At 56.2% G+C, this 18,489-nt stretch carries 20 protein-coding genes and 2 tRNA genes; 10 read left to right on the top strand and 12 right to left on the bottom strand.

Features of this window, described 5'->3' with window-relative positions; translation table 11 throughout:
* The first annotated feature begins 14 nt into the window (after positions 1-14).
* The 3 genes from E0L20_RS13875 (at position 15) to E0L20_RS13885 (ending at position 2,501) form a co-directional block, all read left to right on the top strand.
* On the top strand, positions 15-1,328 hold the full coding sequence (locus E0L20_RS13875; protein WP_242673407.1) for a sensor histidine kinase: 1,314 nt from the start codon (positions 15-17) through the stop codon (positions 1,326-1,328).
* The gene (locus E0L20_RS13880) at positions 1,321-1,932 is read left to right on the top strand and encodes a response regulator transcription factor (RefSeq protein ID WP_131634445.1); all 612 of its coding nucleotides are present in this window, start codon (positions 1,321-1,323) and stop codon (positions 1,930-1,932) included. The genes E0L20_RS13875 and E0L20_RS13880 overlap by 8 nt, the downstream gene beginning before the upstream one ends.
* Before the next feature lie 89 nt (positions 1,933-2,021).
* Positions 2,022-2,501 carry a GlcG/HbpS family heme-binding protein gene (locus E0L20_RS13885; RefSeq protein ID WP_131634523.1) on the top strand — a complete coding sequence of 160 codons (480 nt, stop codon included), beginning with the start codon at positions 2,022-2,024 and terminating at the stop codon, positions 2,499-2,501.
* A gap of 38 nt (positions 2,502-2,539) precedes the next feature.
* Here E0L20_RS13885 and E0L20_RS13890 read toward each other — a convergent pair whose 3' ends face one another.
* Positions 2,540-2,680, bottom strand: coding sequence for a hypothetical protein (locus E0L20_RS13890; protein WP_008500607.1), 141 nt, complete (start codon positions 2,678-2,680; stop codon positions 2,540-2,542).
* A gap of 125 nt (positions 2,681-2,805) precedes the next feature.
* Between E0L20_RS13890 and E0L20_RS13895 the strand changes: the two genes are divergently transcribed.
* Together E0L20_RS13895 and E0L20_RS13900 are read left to right on the top strand one after the other, a co-directional pair.
* On the top strand, positions 2,806-3,588 hold the full coding sequence (locus E0L20_RS13895; protein ID WP_131634446.1) for an MBL fold metallo-hydrolase: 783 nt from the start codon (positions 2,806-2,808) through the stop codon (positions 3,586-3,588).
* Between the two features lie 72 nt (positions 3,589-3,660).
* Positions 3,661-4,296 carry a carbonic anhydrase gene (locus tag E0L20_RS13900; RefSeq protein WP_131634447.1) on the top strand — a complete coding sequence of 212 codons (636 nt, stop codon included), beginning with the start codon at positions 3,661-3,663 and terminating at the stop codon, positions 4,294-4,296.
* A 28-nt stretch (positions 4,297-4,324) separates the two neighbouring features.
* Here E0L20_RS13900 and E0L20_RS13905 read toward each other — a convergent pair whose 3' ends face one another.
* The 4 genes from E0L20_RS13905 to mdtK all read right to left on the bottom strand — a co-directional run bounded on the left by E0L20_RS13905 (position 4,325) and on the right by mdtK (position 7,723).
* Positions 4,325-5,920 carry an FAD-NAD(P)-binding protein gene (locus tag E0L20_RS13905; protein WP_131634448.1) on the bottom strand — a complete coding sequence of 532 codons (1,596 nt, stop codon included), beginning with the start codon at positions 5,918-5,920 and terminating at the stop codon, positions 4,325-4,327.
* 118 nt (positions 5,921-6,038) lie between these two features.
* Positions 6,039-6,115 (bottom strand) — tRNA-Val (locus E0L20_RS13910).
* Between the two features lie 4 nt (positions 6,116-6,119).
* Positions 6,120-6,196 (bottom strand) — tRNA-Val (locus E0L20_RS13915).
* 153 nt (positions 6,197-6,349) lie between these two features.
* The gene (gene mdtK, locus E0L20_RS13920) at positions 6,350-7,723 is read right to left on the bottom strand and encodes an MdtK family multidrug efflux MATE transporter (RefSeq protein ID WP_131634449.1); all 1,374 of its coding nucleotides are present in this window, start codon (positions 7,721-7,723) and stop codon (positions 6,350-6,352) included.
* A gap of 224 nt (positions 7,724-7,947) precedes the next feature.
* On the opposite strand from mdtK, the gene E0L20_RS13925 reads away from it, so the two are divergent.
* Positions 7,948-8,589: a riboflavin synthase subunit alpha gene (locus E0L20_RS13925; RefSeq protein WP_131634450.1), complete on the top strand. Its 642-nt coding sequence runs from the start codon at positions 7,948-7,950 to the stop codon at positions 8,587-8,589.
* A gap of 31 nt (positions 8,590-8,620) precedes the next feature.
* Here E0L20_RS13925 and cfa read toward each other — a convergent pair whose 3' ends face one another.
* Together cfa and punC are read right to left on the bottom strand one after the other, a co-directional pair.
* Positions 8,621-9,769 (bottom strand): cyclopropane fatty acyl phospholipid synthase, encoded by a 1,149-nt coding sequence (gene cfa / locus E0L20_RS13930; RefSeq protein WP_131634451.1) that lies wholly within the window; start codon positions 9,767-9,769, stop codon positions 8,621-8,623.
* Between the two features lie 299 nt (positions 9,770-10,068).
* Positions 10,069-11,259 carry a purine nucleoside transporter PunC gene (gene punC / locus E0L20_RS13935; RefSeq protein WP_131634452.1) on the bottom strand — a complete coding sequence of 397 codons (1,191 nt, stop codon included), beginning with the start codon at positions 11,257-11,259 and terminating at the stop codon, positions 10,069-10,071.
* 114 nt (positions 11,260-11,373) lie between these two features.
* Here punC and punR point away from each other — a divergent pair, with 114 nt between their 5' ends.
* Entirely contained in the window at positions 11,374-12,285 is a 912-nt protein-coding gene (gene punR / locus E0L20_RS13940; RefSeq protein ID WP_131634453.1) for a DNA-binding transcriptional activator PunR, read from the top strand.
* Between the two features lie 16 nt (positions 12,286-12,301).
* Here punR and purR read toward each other — a convergent pair whose 3' ends face one another.
* Entirely contained in the window at positions 12,302-13,327 is a 1,026-nt protein-coding gene (purR, locus tag E0L20_RS13945; RefSeq protein WP_131634454.1) for an HTH-type transcriptional repressor PurR, read from the bottom strand.
* Between the two features lie 297 nt (positions 13,328-13,624).
* Here purR and cydH point away from each other — a divergent pair, with 297 nt between their 5' ends.
* Entirely contained in the window at positions 13,625-13,714 is a 90-nt protein-coding gene (cydH, locus tag E0L20_RS13950) for a cytochrome bd-I oxidase subunit CydH (protein ID WP_041162048.1), read from the top strand.
* Positions 13,715-13,878: 164 nt separating this feature from the next.
* Positions 13,879-15,045 carry an MFS transporter gene (locus tag E0L20_RS13955; protein ID WP_131634455.1) on the top strand — a complete coding sequence of 389 codons (1,167 nt, stop codon included), beginning with the start codon at positions 13,879-13,881 and terminating at the stop codon, positions 15,043-15,045.
* Positions 15,046-15,082: 37 nt separating this feature from the next.
* Here the strand turns inward: E0L20_RS13955 and sodB are convergent, their stop codons facing one another.
* Together sodB and E0L20_RS13965 are read right to left on the bottom strand one after the other, a co-directional pair.
* Positions 15,083-15,664: a superoxide dismutase [Fe] gene (sodB, locus tag E0L20_RS13960; RefSeq protein WP_131634456.1), complete on the bottom strand. Its 582-nt coding sequence runs from the start codon at positions 15,662-15,664 to the stop codon at positions 15,083-15,085.
* A gap of 121 nt (positions 15,665-15,785) precedes the next feature.
* On the bottom strand, positions 15,786-16,559 hold the full coding sequence (locus E0L20_RS13965; RefSeq protein WP_131634457.1) for a C40 family peptidase: 774 nt from the start codon (positions 16,557-16,559) through the stop codon (positions 15,786-15,788).
* Between the two features lie 338 nt (positions 16,560-16,897).
* On the opposite strand from E0L20_RS13965, the gene grxD reads away from it, so the two are divergent.
* Positions 16,898-17,245 carry a monothiol glutaredoxin 4 gene (grxD, locus tag E0L20_RS13970; protein WP_131634458.1) on the top strand — a complete coding sequence of 116 codons (348 nt, stop codon included), beginning with the start codon at positions 16,898-16,900 and terminating at the stop codon, positions 17,243-17,245.
* Positions 17,246-17,320: 75 nt separating this feature from the next.
* Here grxD and rnt read toward each other — a convergent pair whose 3' ends face one another.
* Together rnt and gloA are read right to left on the bottom strand one after the other, a co-directional pair.
* Complete coding sequence (gene rnt, locus E0L20_RS13975) at positions 17,321-17,980, bottom strand: ribonuclease T (protein WP_131634459.1); 660 nt, start codon at positions 17,978-17,980, stop codon at positions 17,321-17,323.
* A gap of 92 nt (positions 17,981-18,072) precedes the next feature.
* Entirely contained in the window at positions 18,073-18,480 is a 408-nt protein-coding gene (gene gloA / locus E0L20_RS13980; protein WP_131634460.1) for a lactoylglutathione lyase, read from the bottom strand.
* Between the last annotated feature and the right edge of the window lie 9 nt (positions 18,481-18,489).

The following is an 18,489-nucleotide window of genomic DNA, read 5'->3' on the forward strand; positions in this document are numbered from 1 at the left end:
TGAGCATCAAAAAAATGATTAGGCGCAGCGTCGCGATCTGGGCGATGGTCTGCCTGGCGAGCGGTGCATTGCTGTACGCCGAGAATATTCGTCGCCAGTTTTGGGAGCGCGACCGCGAATTTTCGGCGCTTTACTCGGGTATTAGCGCCGTTCTGACGCAAAATGAGTCCGTGCTTCCTTTGCTGAACGGCGACGAAGATCTCTCTGCCCTGCGCAAAAAATTCCCGCATATTCTGATGCTTGAGAAAACGAGCGGGCGCGCGCTGGATGCCGCGCGGGTTGAACCCTACCGCGACCTGCAGTACTGGCTGTATAACCCCTGGCGGCAAATCCGCGTCCTTATCGACCTGACGCCTCTGCTCGCGCCTCCTCATCGTTTCGCGCACTTGAGCCTTCTGCTGACGGGCAGCCGCGAGGAGAAATCCGCAGCAGACTTCTGGTACTGGCAGCGTTCCTTCCCCCAGCATACTCAACCCTTCACGCTGACGGCGGATGCAAAACCCGACTGGCTCGGCGTCGCCTGGCTTAGCTTCCCGCTACTCTTTCTGGGATGGGCGATGGCAATCGCCGTGGCCAGCGCGGCGCTGTGGCAGCGTCAAGCGCGCAAAGAGGCGGAACAGCGCGCCCTTTATTATCAGCACGCCCGGCTCAACACGCTCGGCGAGATCACGGCAGGGATTGTGCACGAAATCAACCAGCCGCTCACCGCCGTACAGACCTGGGTGCAGGGGGCACAGCGCCAGCTTCAGCAGGACAATCCGCAGGCGGTATCGCAGGCTTTGGCGGCAGCGCTGACGCAAACGCAGCGTATCGGCGCGTTACTCACCCGTTTCCGCGAGCACGTCGTGCAGGAGAAAGTGACGCTGCGCGAGACCGATCTGGCGCAGTGCTGGCAGCACGTGGTGAATTTGCTGGAGCATGAGCGCAAAGCCGAACATATTGCTGTTAGCCATGCTTTTGCCGCCGGGGCGAGCACCGTACTGGCCGACAGGCTATGGCTTGAGCAGGTGCTGCATAACCTGCTCAGCAACGCGATTCAGTCGCAGCAGACGTGCGCTAAGGGCTGGATTCGGATTGAAAGCCAAAAGAGTGACGATGGCGTCTGCATTACGGTTACCGACGGCGGCCCCGGTTTTAGCCAGGAGGCGCTCCAGCACGCGTTTATGCCGTTTTACAGCGGACGTAAGGCGGGGATTGGCCTCGGCATGACCTTAATCGAGTCGCTGATGACGCGCATGAACGGGTCGATAACCCTGGGCAACGCTCCGGAGGGCGGGGCGCAAATCGTTCTTCAACTGGCAAACGGAAGGGAGGCGCCGCATGGTTAATACGATCTGGCTGATTGATGACGATGAATCTATCAGAGAATCGATGATTTTTTTACTCTCGGGGATGGGCTGGGAGGTGAAGGCGTATGAAAGTATTGAGGCCTTCGTAACCGCGAAGGGTGAGAGCACGGGGATAGTCGGCTGCCTGCTGCTGGATATGCGTATGCCGGGCAAGGGCGGGCTGACGTGGCTCGAAGAGGGGAAATGGCGGTGGCCGATGCTTCCCGTCATCATCATGACCGGGCACGGTACCGTCGACGCCTGCCGCCGGGCATTTCGTAGCGGCGTATTCGAGTTTTTCACCAAGCCGCTGGATGCTGACAAACTGATCGAAACGGTGGGGCTGGCCTTTGAGGAGAGTCAGCGGCGGTTCGTTGCCTGGCAGGAAACGTCGCGAGTAACGGCGCGTTTTGAACAGCTCACCGCGCGGGAGCACGAGGTGCTGACCGTGCTGATGGAAGGCTTGAGCAACAAAGAGGTGGCGGCGAAGCTCAACCTGTCGCCGAGAACGGTGGAAGCCCATCGCGCTGCGGCATTTTCAAAGCTTGGCGTCAGCAGCCTGGTTCAGGCGATACGCGAATACGACAAATTGCAATCCGTATAACTACCTGGACGATTGCGTAGTCATCCGAATTACCTGTCGTTGCGCATCACGGTAACCTCGGGATGTCTCCCCCTTCTCGAGGATATATGATGAAAAAATTAATGATGGCTGCGGCGCTGGTCGCAGGCGGCGTAACGCTGAATGCGCAGGCCGACGCGCTGAGCCAGAAAACGCTCTCTCTGGCGCAGGCAAATGCCCTGGCTACCTCCGCCATTCAGTCATGCATGGCTAAACATTATCAGGTCACGGTGACGGTGGTTGACCGGGCGGGCGTCGTTAAAGCGGTGCAGCGAACGGATAACGCCGGTCCGCATACGGTAAAAGCCAGTGAAATGAAGGCGTATACCGCGCTCAGTACAAAAAATGCCTCAGGCAAGGTGATGGAAGCGGCGCAGGGCAACCCGGGCGCGCAGAATATGCGTGACGTGCCGGGCTTCCTGCTGCTGGCCGGTGGCCTGCCGGTGAAAGAGGGCGACGAGGTTATCGGGGCGATTGGTATTGGCGGAGCGCCGGGCGGCAATCTTGATGAAGCCTGCGCTCAGGCGGCCATTGACGGGTTGAAAAAATAGGGCATAAAAAAAGCACCGGGATGCCCGGTGCTTCGTAATCAGATCTTGCAGGCATCGCCGCAGTCGTCATCGGCGATAATCGCCTGCGCTTTTTTGTCCGCATCGTCCAGACGTTCCGCGTTACGCTCTTCCGCTTCATCCAGTCCGTTAAAGACCAGGTTATCGAGATCAATTTCCATGTGTTACCTGCGTTATTCAGTTTGTGATACTGGCACAGTATAAGCCAAAAAAACCGCGCAATGCACCTCGCAGCACATAAGGATAATCCCTGCCATACTCAGTGCTTTATTGCTGAGGAAAGCTCATGATTACACTCTGTAAAACCTGCGGTACCTCGTATGCGAAGCGGCCAGAAGCGTGCCCGGTTTGTGAAGACGATCGTCAGTATGTGCCTATCACCGGCCAGGCGTGGATTGATTTTGACGCCCTCACCGCCACGCACGTCAATAAATGGCAACAGCTTGAGCCGCAGCTGCTGAGCATCAAAACGGTTCCCTCGTTTGCCATTAACCAGCGTGCGCTACTCCTGCGAACCCCGCAGGGCAATATCCTGTGGGACTGCATTCCCAATCTCGATCCGGCAACCCAGTCGCTGGTGGCTGCGCTGGGCGGCATTCGCGCGATCGCGATTTCTCACCCGCACTACTACAGCACGATGCAGGACTGGGCGAAGGCGTTTGACGCGCCGGTTTACCTTCATGCCAGCGATCGGGAGTGGGTGATGCGCGACAGCCCGGCAATACGCTTCTGGGAGGGAGATTCGCTGGAGCTCGCGCCGGCGGTGACGCTCCTGCGTCTTGGCGGACACTTTGCGGGTGGAACGGTACTACACTGGCAGGAGGGGGAGGGCGCGCTGCTGGCGGGCGATATCCTGCAGGTCACGCCGGGTAAAAATGCCGTTTCGTTTATGTGGAGCTATCCTAATATGCTTCCGCTGCCGGCCAGTGAAATTGAACGGATGACCGGCTGCCTGCGGGGCATGAGATTTTCACGCCTGTACGGCGCATTTGAAGGGCAGAACATCCTGAGCAACGCCGATGACGTTGTGCAGCGGTCGGGCCAGAAATATATTGCTTGTCTCGGGTAAAGTACGGTGGGTAAACTTCAGGAGCGTGATCTTGATCATGCCTAAACTAAAACAGATAAAAGAGAAATTGCTATGCAACATATCATTGAAGGTTTTCTCAGCTTTCAAAAAGAGATTTTCCCGCAACGTAAAGAGCTCTTCCGCAGTTTAGCGTCCAGCCAGAATCCCAAAGCGTTGTTCATCTCCTGCTCCGACAGCCGTCTCGTGCCAGAGCTGGTAACCCAGCAAGAGCCGGGACAGCTCTTTGTCATTCGAAATGCTGGTAACATTGTGCCACCGTTCGGGCCAGAGCCTGGCGGCGTCTCGGCGACGATTGAGTACGCGGTGGTGGCGCTGGGCGTGACCGACATCGTCATCTGCGGCCACTCCAACTGCGGCGCGATGAAGGCAATTGCCGACAACGCCAACCTTGAGCCGATGCCCGCGGTTTCCCACTGGCTGCGCTACTCCGATGCGGCGAAGGCCGTGGTTGAGAAGAAAACCTGGGATCGACCAATCGACAAAGTGAACGCGATGGTCCAGGAAAACGTGTTTGCGCAGCTGAGCAACATCAAAACCCATCCGTCCGTTGCGGTTGGCCTGCGCAACAACGCGATCCGCCTGCACGGCTGGGTGTATGACATTGAAAGCGGCGACATTCGCGCGCTGGATAAAGAGACGAAAACCTTCATTTCACTGTCTGAAAATCCTGACGTATTCTTCGAATAATCAGACCCGGCGGGGCACGGAAGCCCCGTCAGTCCTCCACGAAGGGCAGTTTTCTGCGCGACCGGGAGGCGGGTCTTTCCGCCGCTTTGGCCATCGCTTCCCCCCTTACGGCGCACTCTTCCAGCCCCTGAACGAAGGGTTGATCGTGCATCAGCCAGGGTATCGCGCCGAACGCGATGCGCCCACGCAGCTTATCGGGGGCCTTTAAGGTGTAATCCTCTCCCAGATCGGGTAAATCCTCTCCCGTTTCCATCAGCTGCCTGCGCAGCGTAGGGAAGGGCAGATCCTTCGTTTTGAGCGGTTTTTGCCCGCGCGCATCAATGAACACGTCGAAGCGCCAGGTTTGCTCATTGCTGGTAATCACGGTTTGAGCGGTGCCGATATCCAGATCGTAGTCGTCGCCGAGTGCCGCCACGCTGATGATACCGGCTTCGCGAAGCGCAAGTAATCGGCGTATAGACTGCGGCGGAATGGCGGCATAGTTATCAATAAACACGCGCTCCAGCCCCGTTTTGAACCGCTCCCTGTCGCGCTCGTTGAGGACCGGAACGATCCCGGAAATCACCTCATGGAGCCGAAGGACGGTATAGCGCCAGGCCACGGTGCGGCGCTCGCGCTTGTTACGCTCAACCTCCCTGAGGTTCTCTTCGGCCCAGGTAAAGGGCCCGTGCTGTTTGCGCTCCTCAAACCATGCGTCGCGGATGCTGTCTGCGGTCAGCGTATGTAGCGATACCTTCTTGCACCAGGCCGTGTCGGACAGCTCCAGCTCCTTAACGATCAGGGCAAATATACGGTCAAGCAGGCCATCAGCGCCTTTTGCTATCTCGTTTTCAACCACGGTCTCGGTCAAAACCGAGAGCGGCTCGTAAGGAATAGGGCAGTAGAAATCGGCCTCGGGCAGAATGCCCGTCCGGGACATCAGCACAATGCTTAAGCCTTCGCTGCCTTTATCGAGAATGAACTTGCCGTCTGTAAAATCCCCATGCTGCATAACCACCGCCATGGCGGCGTCCAGCCCGCTTAGGGAGGTTCCCATTATTCCAACGCGACAGGCGGGAATGCGGGCACACATCAGCCCGGACCAGGGGCTTGGGAAGAAGGTTCGCGTGGCTTCCTCTTCGTCCGGCCAGACGTGCCCCGTGGCGACAATGGCAAGATCAAACCGCTCGGGGTGCGGGGCACCGTTAACGGAAAGCGTTACGCCGTTTTCGGCGGCGTCGATATCGGTGACTTCCGCGGACTCGTGGGTTGTGACCTGAAACCCCCGCTTTTTGGCCTCTTTGACAACGGTCAGAAAGCTGTCGCGAAAGTATTCGCCCAGCAAAATTCGCGGTAAAAATTGTCGGTCGTGCAGGCTGGCTTTATCCACCTTAAAGCGCGCCAGATGGGCGTCACTCCGGCCTTTCAGCCAGTCGAGGTAGGTCATGAATAAAGGCGGAATTTCAATACTGGCGATATTCGCCAGCATCAGACGAGAGTTATCATCGTCGCTATAGGGCATACCCACGCCGGCGTCTTCTGCTTTTTCAAATACCGAGACGGCGAGAGGGGTGCGGTTTTTCAGTAGTGAATAAAAGGTGTAAATCCCTGTGGGGCCGGAGCCGATAATCGCTATCTTCTTCATCGACAGTCTTCCTGTATTTTTTCCATGAGAAAAGCGTAGCAGGTGAAACGCCAGGAAATCAGGATATTGAGATTATTCAGGATACTAAGAGAGGATTTGCACCATTTCAGGACTGAAATGGTGCGTCCGAGTGGACTCGAACCACCGACCCCCACCATGTCAAGGTGGTGCTCTAACCAACTGAGCTACGGACGCAGAATGGTGCGTTCAATTGGACTCGAACCAACGACCCCCACCATGTCAAGGTGGTGCTCTAACCAACTGAGCTATGAACGCAACGTGTTGTCGGTGACAACGGGGACGAATATTAGCGGCAGAGCCTCGAACAGGCAAGAGGCAAAATGCATTTTTCTCTCTGATTTCACGCGATTGCTTCATTACCGCGCAAAGTGAAGAGAAAGTAGCCGCCAGCTGGCGGCTACTGCATATTTAACGTGCGGCGCGCTGCAAAATCACCGTCGATGGCTGGCGCTGCAGGTAGCGCATGCGCAGCATCATCATGATGGCCGCCGAGGTCAGGCCGATGATAAAGCCCATCCAGAATCCGGCTGGCCCCATACGATCGACCACCAGGTCGGTGAGCGCCAGCACGTAACCCGTCGGCAGGCCCAGCACCCAGTAGGCGATGAAGGTGATAAAGAAGATCGAACGCGTATCTTTATACCCGCGCAGCACGCCGCTGCCGATCACCTGGATGGAGTCAGAGATCTGATAAATGGCGGCCAGCAGCATCAGGTGCGACGCCAGGATAACCACCTCCGGGTTGTCATTATAAAGGAGGGCAATTTGCTCGCGCAGCGCGACGGTAAAGAGCGCGGTGCAGGCGGCCATGCACACGCCAACGCCTAAACCCGTGCGCGCAGCCGTTTGCGCATCAAGCGTAGATCCCTGCCCCAGGCGGAAGCCCACGCGGATCGTCACGGCTGCCGCCAGCGACATCGGCAGAACGAACATCAGGGAGCTGAAGTTTAGCGCAATCTGGTGGCCTGCCACGTCGATAATCCCGAGCGGCGAAACCAGCAGGGCCACAACGGCAAACAGCGTCACTTCAAAGAACAGCGCCAGTGCGATAGGGAGCCCTAGCTGCACCAGACGCTTCATGATGCTCCAGTCCGGCGTGCTGAACCGGTTTTCGTTCCGAATATCGCGCATCGAGCGGGCGCGCTTAACGAAGGTGATCATGCTGAAGAACATCACCCAGTAAACCGCCGCCGTTGCCACGCCGCAGCCTACGCCGCCAAGCTCGGGCATCCCAAAGTGACCATAGATAAAGACGTAGTTCACCGGAATATTGACCAACAGACCGATAAACCCCATCACCATGCCGGGCTTGGTTTTGGCCAGACCTTCGCACTGGTTACGCGCGACCTGGAAGAAAAGATAGCCTGGCGCTCCCCAAAGCAGGGCGCGCAGATAGCCCACGGCCTTGTCCGCCAGCGCGGGATCGATGTTATGCATGGCGCGGATGATATGCCCGGCGTTCCAGAGCACGACCATAATCAGCAAAGAGACAAAGCCTGCAAGCCAGAAGCCCTGACGGACCTGGTGCGCGATACGCTCGCGTCGTCCTGAACCGTTTAGCTGTGCAATAACCGGCGTCAGCGCCAGCAGCAGGCCGTGCCCGAAGAGAATAGCTGGCAGCCAGATGGAGGTTCCGATGGCGACGGCTGCCATGTCGGTGGCGCTGTAGCCACCCGCCATGACCGTATCCACAAATCCCATTGCGGTTTGGGCCACCTGCGCGACGATCACTGGTATAGCCAGTGCCAATAGCTGGCGCGCTTCATTCATGTACTTCTGCACGTGAACACCTATATTTTGTTGTTATTTGAGAGACTAAAAAAGCCGCCAAACTGGCAGCAAGAAGAAAAAGCAGAGGGGTGCCAGCTATTGTAGCGGGGTTTAACTAATTATCTAGTGAAAAAATCGCCAGAAAATGCGCTCCGCTGGCAACCTGTTTTTCCAACTGTTATTGTGATGGGATTAAACGGTGTCGCCACCGTCCGGAAAAAACAGGAGTTGTAAGCATGTTCACTGGTATTGTGCAAGGCACCGCCAAGGTGGTGTCAATTGATGAAAAACCCAATTTCCGCACCCATGTGGTTGAGCTGCCCGACTATATGCTCGACGGTATCGAAACCGGGGCCTCGATTGCGCATAACGGCTGCTGCCTGACGGTGACAGAGATTAACGGCAATCAGATTGGCTTTGATTTAATGAAGGAAACGTTGCGCATCACGAACCTGGGCGAGCTGGCGGTCGGAGACACCGTCAACGTTGAGCGCGCGGCCAAATTCAGCGATGAGATCGGCGGACATCTGATGTCGGGCCACATTATGACCACCGCTGAAGTTGCGAAAATCGTGACCTCTGAAAATAACCGTCAAATCTGGTTTAAGGTTCAGGATCCGGCATTAATGAAATACATCCTGTATAAAGGATTTATTGGTATTGATGGGATTAGCCTGACCGTTGGGGAAGTTACGCCAACGCGTTTCTGCGTGCATTTAATTCCGGAGACGCTTCAGCGCACCACGCTGGGGGCGAAAAAACTGGGGCATCGCGTAAATATTGAAATTGATCCGCAAACTCAGGCGGTGGTGGATACCGTCGAGCGCGTGCTGGCAGCGAAAGAGGCTGCAATAATTAAAGCGGTTGAGGAAGAATAATAACTAACCCCGGATATCCGGGGTTAGTTTTTTAGCGAGCAACCCGCAGGCCGTGTTCAATCCCGCGGCTAAAAACAACCTGCCAGAGCTGAATATCGCGCGCGCGGAACGCACCTGCGCAGGCATTCAGATAGTAGCTAAACATCCGTTTGAATCGTTCGGAATAGTTGTCCGCAATCTCGGGCCAGGCCTCCTGAAAACGTGAGTGCCATGCCATGAGCGTGGTGTCGTAATCCGCCCCAAAGTTATGCCAGTCTTCCACGATGAAGTGAGGTTCACTGGCGTTGGCAATCTGGCGAACGGACGGTAAACAGCCATTCGGAAAGATGTATTTGTTGATCCACGGGTCTACGTTGTTGTCGGTACGTTTGGAACCAATGGTGTGCAGCAGGAAAATGCCGTCAGGCTTCAGGTTACGATCGGCCACCTGGAAGTAAGTCTTGTAATTCTTCGGCCCCACGTGCTCAAACATCCCCACCGACACGATGCGATCGAACTGTTCGTTCAGGTCGCGGTAATCCTGCAGACGAATGTCGACGTCCAGACCCTCGCAGCGCGCCTGCGCCATTTTTTGCTGTTCGGCTGAAATGGTTACGCCCACAACGCTGGCGCCGTAGTGTTTCGCCATAAAATAGGCCAGGCCGCCCCAGCCGCAGCCAATGTCCAGCACGCGCATGCCCGGCTGTAGCTGGAGTTTCTCGCAGATCAGACGCAGTTTATCCTGCTGTGCCTCTTCAAGGGTGGTGGCTTTTTTCCAGTAGCCGCAGGAATATTGCATGAAGGGGTCCAGCATGCGGCTGAACAGATCGTTGCCAAGGTCGTAGTGCTCTTTGCCGACAATCCATGCCCGCTTCTTACTTTGCAGGTTGAACAGGCGGGCGGAGGCCACGCGCAGCGTATCTTTGAAATGACGAGGAAGTTGATTTTCGAGACCCGCACGCAAAACGCTGGCGAAAAAGATATCCAGCCGTTCGCAGTCCCACCAGCCATCCATATAGCTTTCGCCCAGCCCTAACGATCCCTCCTGCAACACGCGTTTAAAAAAGTCGGGATGTTTGACCTGCGGATCGGATGGTGATGATCCGTTAATAGTGATGCCTGCTCGACCTAACAGTTCACTGACGATCCGGGACCAGTTATCGTCCGGAACGCTGACTTCTTCTATACACGATGAACTCATAGCTTCTCCATCACCTTGCTGTGATCAGAACCTTCAAACAGCGTAGACGCTTTTTTTGGTTTGTGAGAAATCTCACGGTAAATGCCCGCGAGGCTAATATCCGACGTAGAACAGAGGAAGGGAGATAACCCTTGCCGAAAAGCCTTCCATGGTAAAACGGGAGCACTCCGGCTCCCGTTAACACATAATATTTATCGTATTTAATCGAACCAAATTTAGTATAGGCCTCAAAATTTGGTGATTCAATAGAAAATTGTTAGCAACCTAATCACTGAAATGCAACATAATCCCCCGCGCGATTATGCGTGCGAGGTTTCCGTCTGCCTCTCCGCGCTCGGGGCGGAGGATTGCATGCGGTATCCCAGGCCTGCCAGGGCAACCGTCACCAGCATCACGCTGGTTGTGGTCAGCAGCGGCGTGGCAATAAGGGCGGATACCACGAGGCTTGCCAGGAAGCACAGACCCAGCTGGAGCGTATTTTGCAGCGCAGCCGCACGGCCCGTTGCCTGAGGGAACGGACGCAGGGCCTGAGCCACAACGACAGGATAAATAGCGCCGTTAGCGATCGCCATCACGCAGAATGGAATCAAAATTTCCGTCAGGCCTGCGCCCGGAATAAAGCCCACCGCCCAGGTTCCGATTACGCTGAACGCGTACAGGACCAGCAACCACGGCAGCATCTGCTGGCCTTCCCATTTCTGCAGCGCCGCGCGGCAGCCGTAACCGCCTACCAGAAACGCGATGGTTTGCGGCACATAGCTCAGGCCGATGGCCGCCGGGCTGTAGCCCATATCGTGCAGGATGAACGGCGAACCGGTCAGCCAGGCGAAGAAGCTTGCGGAGCAGGCGGCGTAAATCAGCACGTTGCCGCGATACGCCTGGGTACGCAGTAGGGAGGTAAAGGTGATTGGCTTCGCTTCCGGGGGCATCTCCTTCTTATGCGCTGGCTTAAGGAAGAACGCAGGCAGCATCAACACCAGAGTGATGGCAAAAAGGGTGGCGAAAATCGCCTGCCAGTCGAAGTGTGCCAGTATCCAGCTGCCCAGCAGCGGGGCGAGGGCAGGCGACAGGCCCACCAGCGGCATGATGGTGGCGAAGATCCGGTTGGTGCGCGATGCCGGATAGTAATCGGTCACCAGCGCCTGCCAGGTCACGGCGGCGGCGCACACGCCGACGGCCTGCACGAAGCGCAGCACCAGCAGCCAGGTCGCATCGCGTACCCACAGCATCCCTACGCAGCCCAGGGCAAAAATAGCCAGGCCGAGCAGCAGTACCGGTTTACGACCAAAGCGGTCGGAGAGGGGGCCCCACAGCAGCTGCGCGAAGGCAAAGCCGGCAAGGAACAGGCTCAGGCTGGCACTGATGGCGGCAGCAGGGGTTTGCAAATCTTCCTGCATCGCGGCGAACGCGGGCAGATACATATCGGTCGCCAAAAAGCCCAGCACGCTGAGGCCGCCGAGCCAGACTAAAAATCCTTTCCTGGGTTGCATTCTTTTTTTCTCCTGAGGAGGCAGGTGTACGTTGGCGCAGAGTGTAGGGAGTGCAAAGCGGCTTGTGAAACGCTAATATTTGGAAAGTGCATTCAAATTTTTTGCAGGCAGAAAATGTGGTCAGATTATTCTCTTGAAGTGGTGGATGCCGTTGCGCGCAACGGCAGCTTTACCGGCGCGGCGCAGGAGCTACACCGCGTCCCTTCGGCCATCAGCTACACCGTGCGTCAGCTGGAGGAGTGGCTGGCGGTTCCCCTGTTTGAACGACGGCATCGGGACGTTGAGTTAACGCCAGCCGGCGCGTGGTTTTTGAAAGAAGGGCGGTCTGTTATCAAAAAAATGCAGATCACCCGCGAACAGTGCCAGCAGATTGCCAATGGCTGGCGGGGGCATCTTTCAATCGCCGTGGATAACATCGTCAAACCCGAACGTACGCGGCAGATGGTTGTTGATTTCTATCGCCATTTTTCGGACGTCGAGCTGCGCGTGTCGCAGGAGGTGTTCAACGGCGTCTGGGACGCGCTGGCAGACGGCAGGGCAGAGATGGCGATTGGCGCAACGCAGGCGATCCCCGTGGGCGGACGCTATGCGTTTCGTGATATGGGCATGCTGAGCTGGAACTGCGTGGTGGCGAGCCATCATCCGCTGGCGGCGATGGAAGGGCCGCTGAGCGACGACACGCTGCGCAGCTGGCCGTCGCTGGTGCTTGAGGATACGTCGCGCTCGCTGCCGAAGCGTATTACCTGGCTGCTGGACAACCAGCGTCGCGTCGTTGCCCCTGACTGGGGATCCTCAGCAACCTGCCTTTCCGCCGGTTTGTGCGTGGGAATGGTGCCGGTTCATTTTGCGCGTCCGCGTATCGATACCGGAGAATGGGTGGCGCTTACGCTGGAGAACCCGTTCCCGGATGCGGCCTGCTGCCTGACCTGGCAGCAAAATGACGTGTCGCCCGCGATGGCCTGGCTGCTGGATTACCTGGGCGACAGCGAAACGCTTAATCGGGAGTGGTTACGGGAGCCAGCGTAGCTGGCTCCGTAAAGGATTAACGACGGTAGTCGCGGAACGGGCCATCCGCAACGGAACGGCGCTCGATAAGGCGCGGGTGGACCTCGATGGACTGGGATTCTTCACGCTTGTTGACGATCCTGTCCATCAGCATGTTGAAGGCCGTTTCGCCCAGCGAATCTTTCGGCTGGTGGATAGTGGTCAGCGCCGGCGTAAAGAAGCGGGCGTTACGCACGTTGTCATACCCGATCACGGAAATATCCTGCGGCACGCGCAGACCCAGCTCGTCCGCCGCGCAGAGGGCACCCATTGCCATGATATCCCCACCGCAGAAGACCGCAGTCGGGCGGTGCTGCTGGGAGACAATTTGCTGCATGGCGCGATAGCCCGATTCTGGCTCAAAGTCACCCTGCACGATCCAGTTTTCCGGCACGGTAATGAGCGCTTCTTCCATGGCTTTCATAAAGCCGGCCAGACGGCCTGCGCCGGTATTTCGCTCCAGCGGGCCCGGGATCACGCCAATCTCGCGGTGGCCGCGTTCCACCAGGTAACGGCCCGCCATGTAGCCGCCTTCAAACGCGTTATCAATCACCGAGTCGGTGAAGTCGGCGCGCGCTTCGCCCCAGTCCATCACCACCATCGGAATGTGGCGGTACTCTTCCAGCATGGAAAGCACGGACTCCGGGTACTCGGAACACATGACCAGAAGGCCATCGACGCGCTTTTGCGCCATCATCGACAGATAGGCACGTTGTTTTTCAATGTTGTTCCACGCGTTCCCCAGAATGAGGGTATAGCCTTTCTGGAAGCAGTTTTTCTCAACCGCTTCGATAATCTCGGCAAAATAGGCCGCTTCGCTGCTGGTAGCCAGCAGGCCGATAGATTTGGTGTGATTCACCTTCAGGCTGCGCGCCACCGCACTCGGCGAGTAGTGCAGTTCCTTGATAGCGGCCCAGACCGCATTGCGCGTCTCTTCAGCAACAAAGCGGGTTTTGTTAATTACATGTGATACGGTTGTAGTGGAAACGTTTGCGCGTTTTGCTACGTCTTTTATTGTTGCCATTAAATGTCACTCCAGACCATATCCTAAGCTCCTGAAAAACATGAAGGTAAACGTTTGCCTTCTCTCACCCTTATTACGCAATCTGGAATTGCGACACGCCGGGAAAACGACACAGGACGTCAGGAGGGGGTCAATGGCCGGTACGCTAATAAATTTAGCGTGGAATTTTGTCCTATCTTGATGAAAAGGGGAAGAGCTAAAGTGGATATCAGTTTAAATCCTGGAAGATTTTTGACGTAAACTGTGTAAAAATGAGCAGGCTCACTTTTCGTAGGGTGATTAAAAGGAGAAAAATTGATGAGTACCGATCTTAAGTTTTCGCTGACCACCACCGTTATCGTGCTGGCTCTGATTGTTGCTGCGGGTCTGACGGCTGTACTGCACTGATTTAATCGGGGGGAGCGCTTGCTCTCTCCGAACTTGCCCCGATTGTTACTCCTCCGGCAAAAATATTTTGCCAAAATGTTAACTTCTCATTTTTTGTGATTGATGTCATGCTTTTGACTTCTTATTCCTGTGTCGCACTCCGACACGGCATCCGGAGTTGACCCATGAAAATCAATTTTCCTCTGCTGGCCCTGGCGATTGGCGCTTTTGGGATCGGCACCACTGAATTCTCCCCTATGGGGTTACTGCCCGTTATCGCCCGGGGCGTAGACGTCTCAATCCCGGCTGCTGGTATGCTGATCAGCGCCTATGCGATCGGCGTGATGGTGGGGGCTCCCTTGATGACGCTGCTGCTTTCTCACCGCGCGCGCCGCAACGCGCTGATATTTCTGATGGCGATTTTTACGCTGGGCAACGTCCTCTCCGCCATTGCGCCGGATTACACCACGCTGATGCTGTCGCGTATCCTGACCAGTCTTAATCACGGCGCGTTCTTTGGCCTGGGCTCCGTTGTAGCCGCAAGCGTGGTGCCAAAGCACAAGCAGGCCAGCGCGGTTGCCACCATGTTTATGGGGCTGACGATAGCCAACATCGGCGGCGTACCTGCGGCTACCTGGCTTGGGGAAGCGATCGGCTGGCGTATGTCATTCCTTGCGACCGCCGGGCTGGGCGTGGTGGCGATGGTGGCGCTGTTCTTCTCTCTGCCAAAAGGGAGCGCAGGCGAACGCCCTGACGTGCGTAAAGAGCTGTCGGTGCTGGTACGCCCACAGGTGCTCTCCGCACTGCTGACTACCGTTCTCGGCGCAGGGGCGATGTTTACGCTCTACACCTATATTTCCCCTGTGCTGCACGATATCACTCATGCAACGCCGCTCTTTATTACCGCGATGCTGGTGCTGATAGGCGTGGGCTTCTCTCTCGGTAACTATCTGGGCGGCAGGCTGGCCGACCGCTCTGTTAGCGGCACGCTCAAAGGCTTCTTAATGCTGCTGATCGTCATTATGGTGGCGATCCCCTGGCTGGCGCGTAGCGAAGTCGGTGCGGCAGTGGCGATGGTTGTCTGGGGCGCGGCGACCTTCGCGGTGGTGCCTCCGCTGCAGATGCGCGTGATGCGCGTCGCGCACGAAGCGCCGGGCCTCTCGTCTTCTGTCAATATCGGTGCATTCAACCTGGGCAATGCCCTGGGTGCCGCGGCGGGTGGGGCGGTGATCTCTGGCGGTCTGGGGTACAGCGTTGTGCCGGTGATGGGGGCAGTCATTGCCGCGCTGGGTCTGCTGCTGGTGCTGGCGTCGGGCCGTCATCAGCCTGACGCGGTGTGCACCGCAGAGTAAATCAAAACGCAGAAGGGCGAACCCTTCTGCGAGTCTCTTACGCAGCGAAGTTCTTCGCTACAAATTCCCAGTTTGCCAGCGCCCAGAAGTGCTCCAGATAGTTAGGACGCGCGTTGCGATAATCAATGTAGTAAGCGTGTTCCCACACGTCTACGGTCATCAGCGGCGTTGCGCTGGTGGTCAGCGGCGTACCCGCGTTAGAGGTAGAGACGATAGCCAGCTTGCCGTCGGCTTCTTTTACCAGCCAGGTCCAGCCAGAACCGAAGTTCTTGATGGCGGCATCGGTAAACTTCGCTTTGAAATCAGCGAAGCTGCCGAACGCGGCGCTAATGGCGGCAGCCAGCTCACCGGTTGGTTCTCCACCCGCATTCGGGGCCAGGCAGTGCCAGTAGAAGGTATGGTTCCACACCTGCGCGGCGTTGTTGAACACGCCACCCTCTGAACTGCGTACGATCTCTTCCAGCGTTTTGCCTTCAAAGTCGGTGCCTTTAATCAGATTGTTCAGGTTGGTGACGTAGGTCTGGTGATGTTTGCCGTAGTGGTACTCCAGGGTTTCTGCAGAAATGTGGGGTGCCAGGGCGTCTTTTGCATACGGTAGTGCAGGTAATTCGAACGACATTGCTTCTCTCCTTATTATATTTACGTTGCCAATAACCCTACAGACAACAAGGACAGAATAGCAAATTGAAAGGGTATGCAAAAGAGGAACTTACCCTGCCACGGATGCGGCAGGGCAGGGGTTAACGAATGGTTTTCGGCGTCATGACGCGGCGTGCACCGACATAGTGGCGCACCCAGTAATCATCGCTGAGGGAGGTGATCTGGATATCCTGACCGCTGCGCGGCGACTGGATGAATTTCCCGTTACCGACATAGACGCCGACATGGTCAGCCGTGCCGCGTCCCTGGGTGCGGAAGAAGACCAGATCGCCGTTTTCCAGCTCGCCGCGGTTGACCGGCGCCGCATCACGCAGGTGATACATTTCGTTCGCGGTACGCGGAATGCGGAATTTGACCAAATCTTTATAGGCGTAATAGACCAGGCCGCTGCAGTCGAAACCGGTACGTGGGGAAGTTCCTCCCCAGTGATACGGTTTACCAATCTGCCCCATCAGCTTATTCATCGCCGTTTTTTGCGCTTTCTGCACGCGAACCTTATGCACTTCCGCTATTTTCGTGACTTTCGTGCATTTCGCCTTATGGCCTTTCCGCGGGGTGCATTTTTCAGTAACGAGATTAGCGGCGGTTTGCGAGGCTTTACTCCGGGTGGCGTGGGCGGTGCGGGAAGATTTCGTTTTTGTTTTGCTGGAGACGGTCTTTTTCGTTTCTGTCGTTGTTTTTTTCTTTACGGTCTTGCTGGAGGTTTTTTTCTTACGTTCTGTGGTTTTCGCCAGATGCGTTTTTTGTACGGCAGAATGCCGCGCCTGCTGTGAGGCGTTCGCCGCTGGCGTGAAAATAAATGATGTAAACAGTAAAGCACAGAGCGTGATCGAGATTTTATTTATCCGCGCCACTGGGCATTCCCCTGATTAATGCAGGCTATCGCTAATACCCGCGTATGATTTACAAAGCCCGTCGATTCTAATCTATAAAAAGCCTGGAAGTTAATAGCATTTTTCAATCTAAAAACCTGTTTCGTTAGCAAGTGCAAAAAAATGCATCGTTCTGACGCACAATTGTTCACTCCCTAAGCAAAACCTTATCGGGAATAGGGTTAAGCTATATTTACAATGCAACTTATGGTGCCAAACGTTAGAATATATAGACGTGACAAAAATGTTATTTTCCGATGTCGCTCTGACCCGCTACAATGTCAGACGAATGCCGTAACAGAAGTTAAAGGAAGCAAGACATGAGCACCACTATCGAAAAAATTCAGACCCAGATCGCAGAAAACCCGATTCTCCTGTACATGAAAGGTTCTCCAAAGCTGCCAAGCTGCGGTTTCTCCGCACAAGCGGTTCAGGCGCTTTCTGCCTGTGGTGAACGTTTTGCTTACGTCGATATCCTGCAGAACCCGGATATTCGCGCTGAGCTGCCAAAATACGCCAACTGGCCGACCTTCCCGCAGCTGTGGGTTGACGGCGAACTGGTTGGCGGCTGCGACATCCTGATCGAGATGTATCAGCGTGGCGAACTGCAGCAGCTGATCAAAGAGACGGCGGCAAAGTACAAAACTGAAGAGCCGGACGCAGAGTAATTTTCTGCGGAAATAAAAAAGCGACCCGCTTAGCGTGGTCGCTTTTTTTTGCCGGGTGGCGCTGCGCTTACCGGCCTACGATTGGCCATCGGCCTCATCGCCCATCGGCAGCGGCCAGCCGCCAAGGCGCTTCCAGCGGTTCACGATTTCACAGAACAATTCTGCCGTGCGCTCGGTATCGTAGAGCGCCGAGTGCGCCTGCGTGCCGTCAAACGGAATACCTGCCGTGATGCAGGCTTTTGATAAGACCGTTTGTCCCAGCGCCAGGCCACTCAGCGCCGCGGTGTCAAAGGTGACAAACGGGTGGAAGGGGTTACGCTTGAGCGACGCACGCTCGGCGGCGGCCATCGTAAAGCTGTGATCGAACGTGGCGTTGTGGGCCACCATGATCGCGCGGCTACAGTCATTCTCTTTCATGCCTTTGCGCACCATTTTGAAAATGGCGTGAAGCGCATCATATTCGCTCACCGCCCCGCGCAGCGGGTTTTTCGGGTCGATACCGTTAAAGGCCAGTGCTTCTGGCTGCAGGTTTGCCCCTTCGAAGGGTTCAACATGGAAATGCAGCGTGGTGTCCGGTATAAGCCAGCCCTGTTCATCCATCTTCAGCGTGATGGCGGCAATTTCTAGCAGCGCATCGGTTTTAGCGTTAAATCCGGCTGTTTCTACATCAATGACAACGGGATAAAAACCACGAAAACGGTCGCACAGACCGGTAAGTTGAGCGTTATCGGACATCAGGGTCTCTTACAAGGGGAAAAAGCAGTGCGCATTATGGCAAATTTTGAGAGGGGAAGTAAAACGACGGGCGCATATTGCGCCCGGTGGGATCAGTTGCCCAGGCCGCGACCGGCGTCTTTGGCCTCAATCAGCTCGATTTTATAGCCGTCTGGATCTTCAACAAAGGCAATCACGGTGGTGCCGCCTTTTACCGGACCCGCTTCACGCGTGACGTTGCCGCCGTTGCTGCGGATACGCTCGCAGGCTTCCGCTGCGTTGTCCACTTCCAGCGCGATATGGCCGTACGCGGTGCCCAGCTCGTAGCTGTCAACGCCCCAGTTGTAGGTCAGCTCGATAACCGCTTCTTCAGACTCCGGACCGTACCCAACAAATGCCAGTGAATATTTGTATTCCGGGTTTTCGCTGGTGCGCAGCAGCTTCATGCCCAGGACGTTAGTGTAGAAATCGACAGAACGTTGCAGGTCGCCAACGCGCAGCATGGTGTGAAGTAGGCGCATAATTTCCTC

It is taken from the genome of Enterobacter wuhouensis (assembly GCF_004331265.1).
GTDB classification, from domain to species: Bacteria; Pseudomonadota; Gammaproteobacteria; order Enterobacterales; family Enterobacteriaceae; genus Enterobacter; species Enterobacter wuhouensis.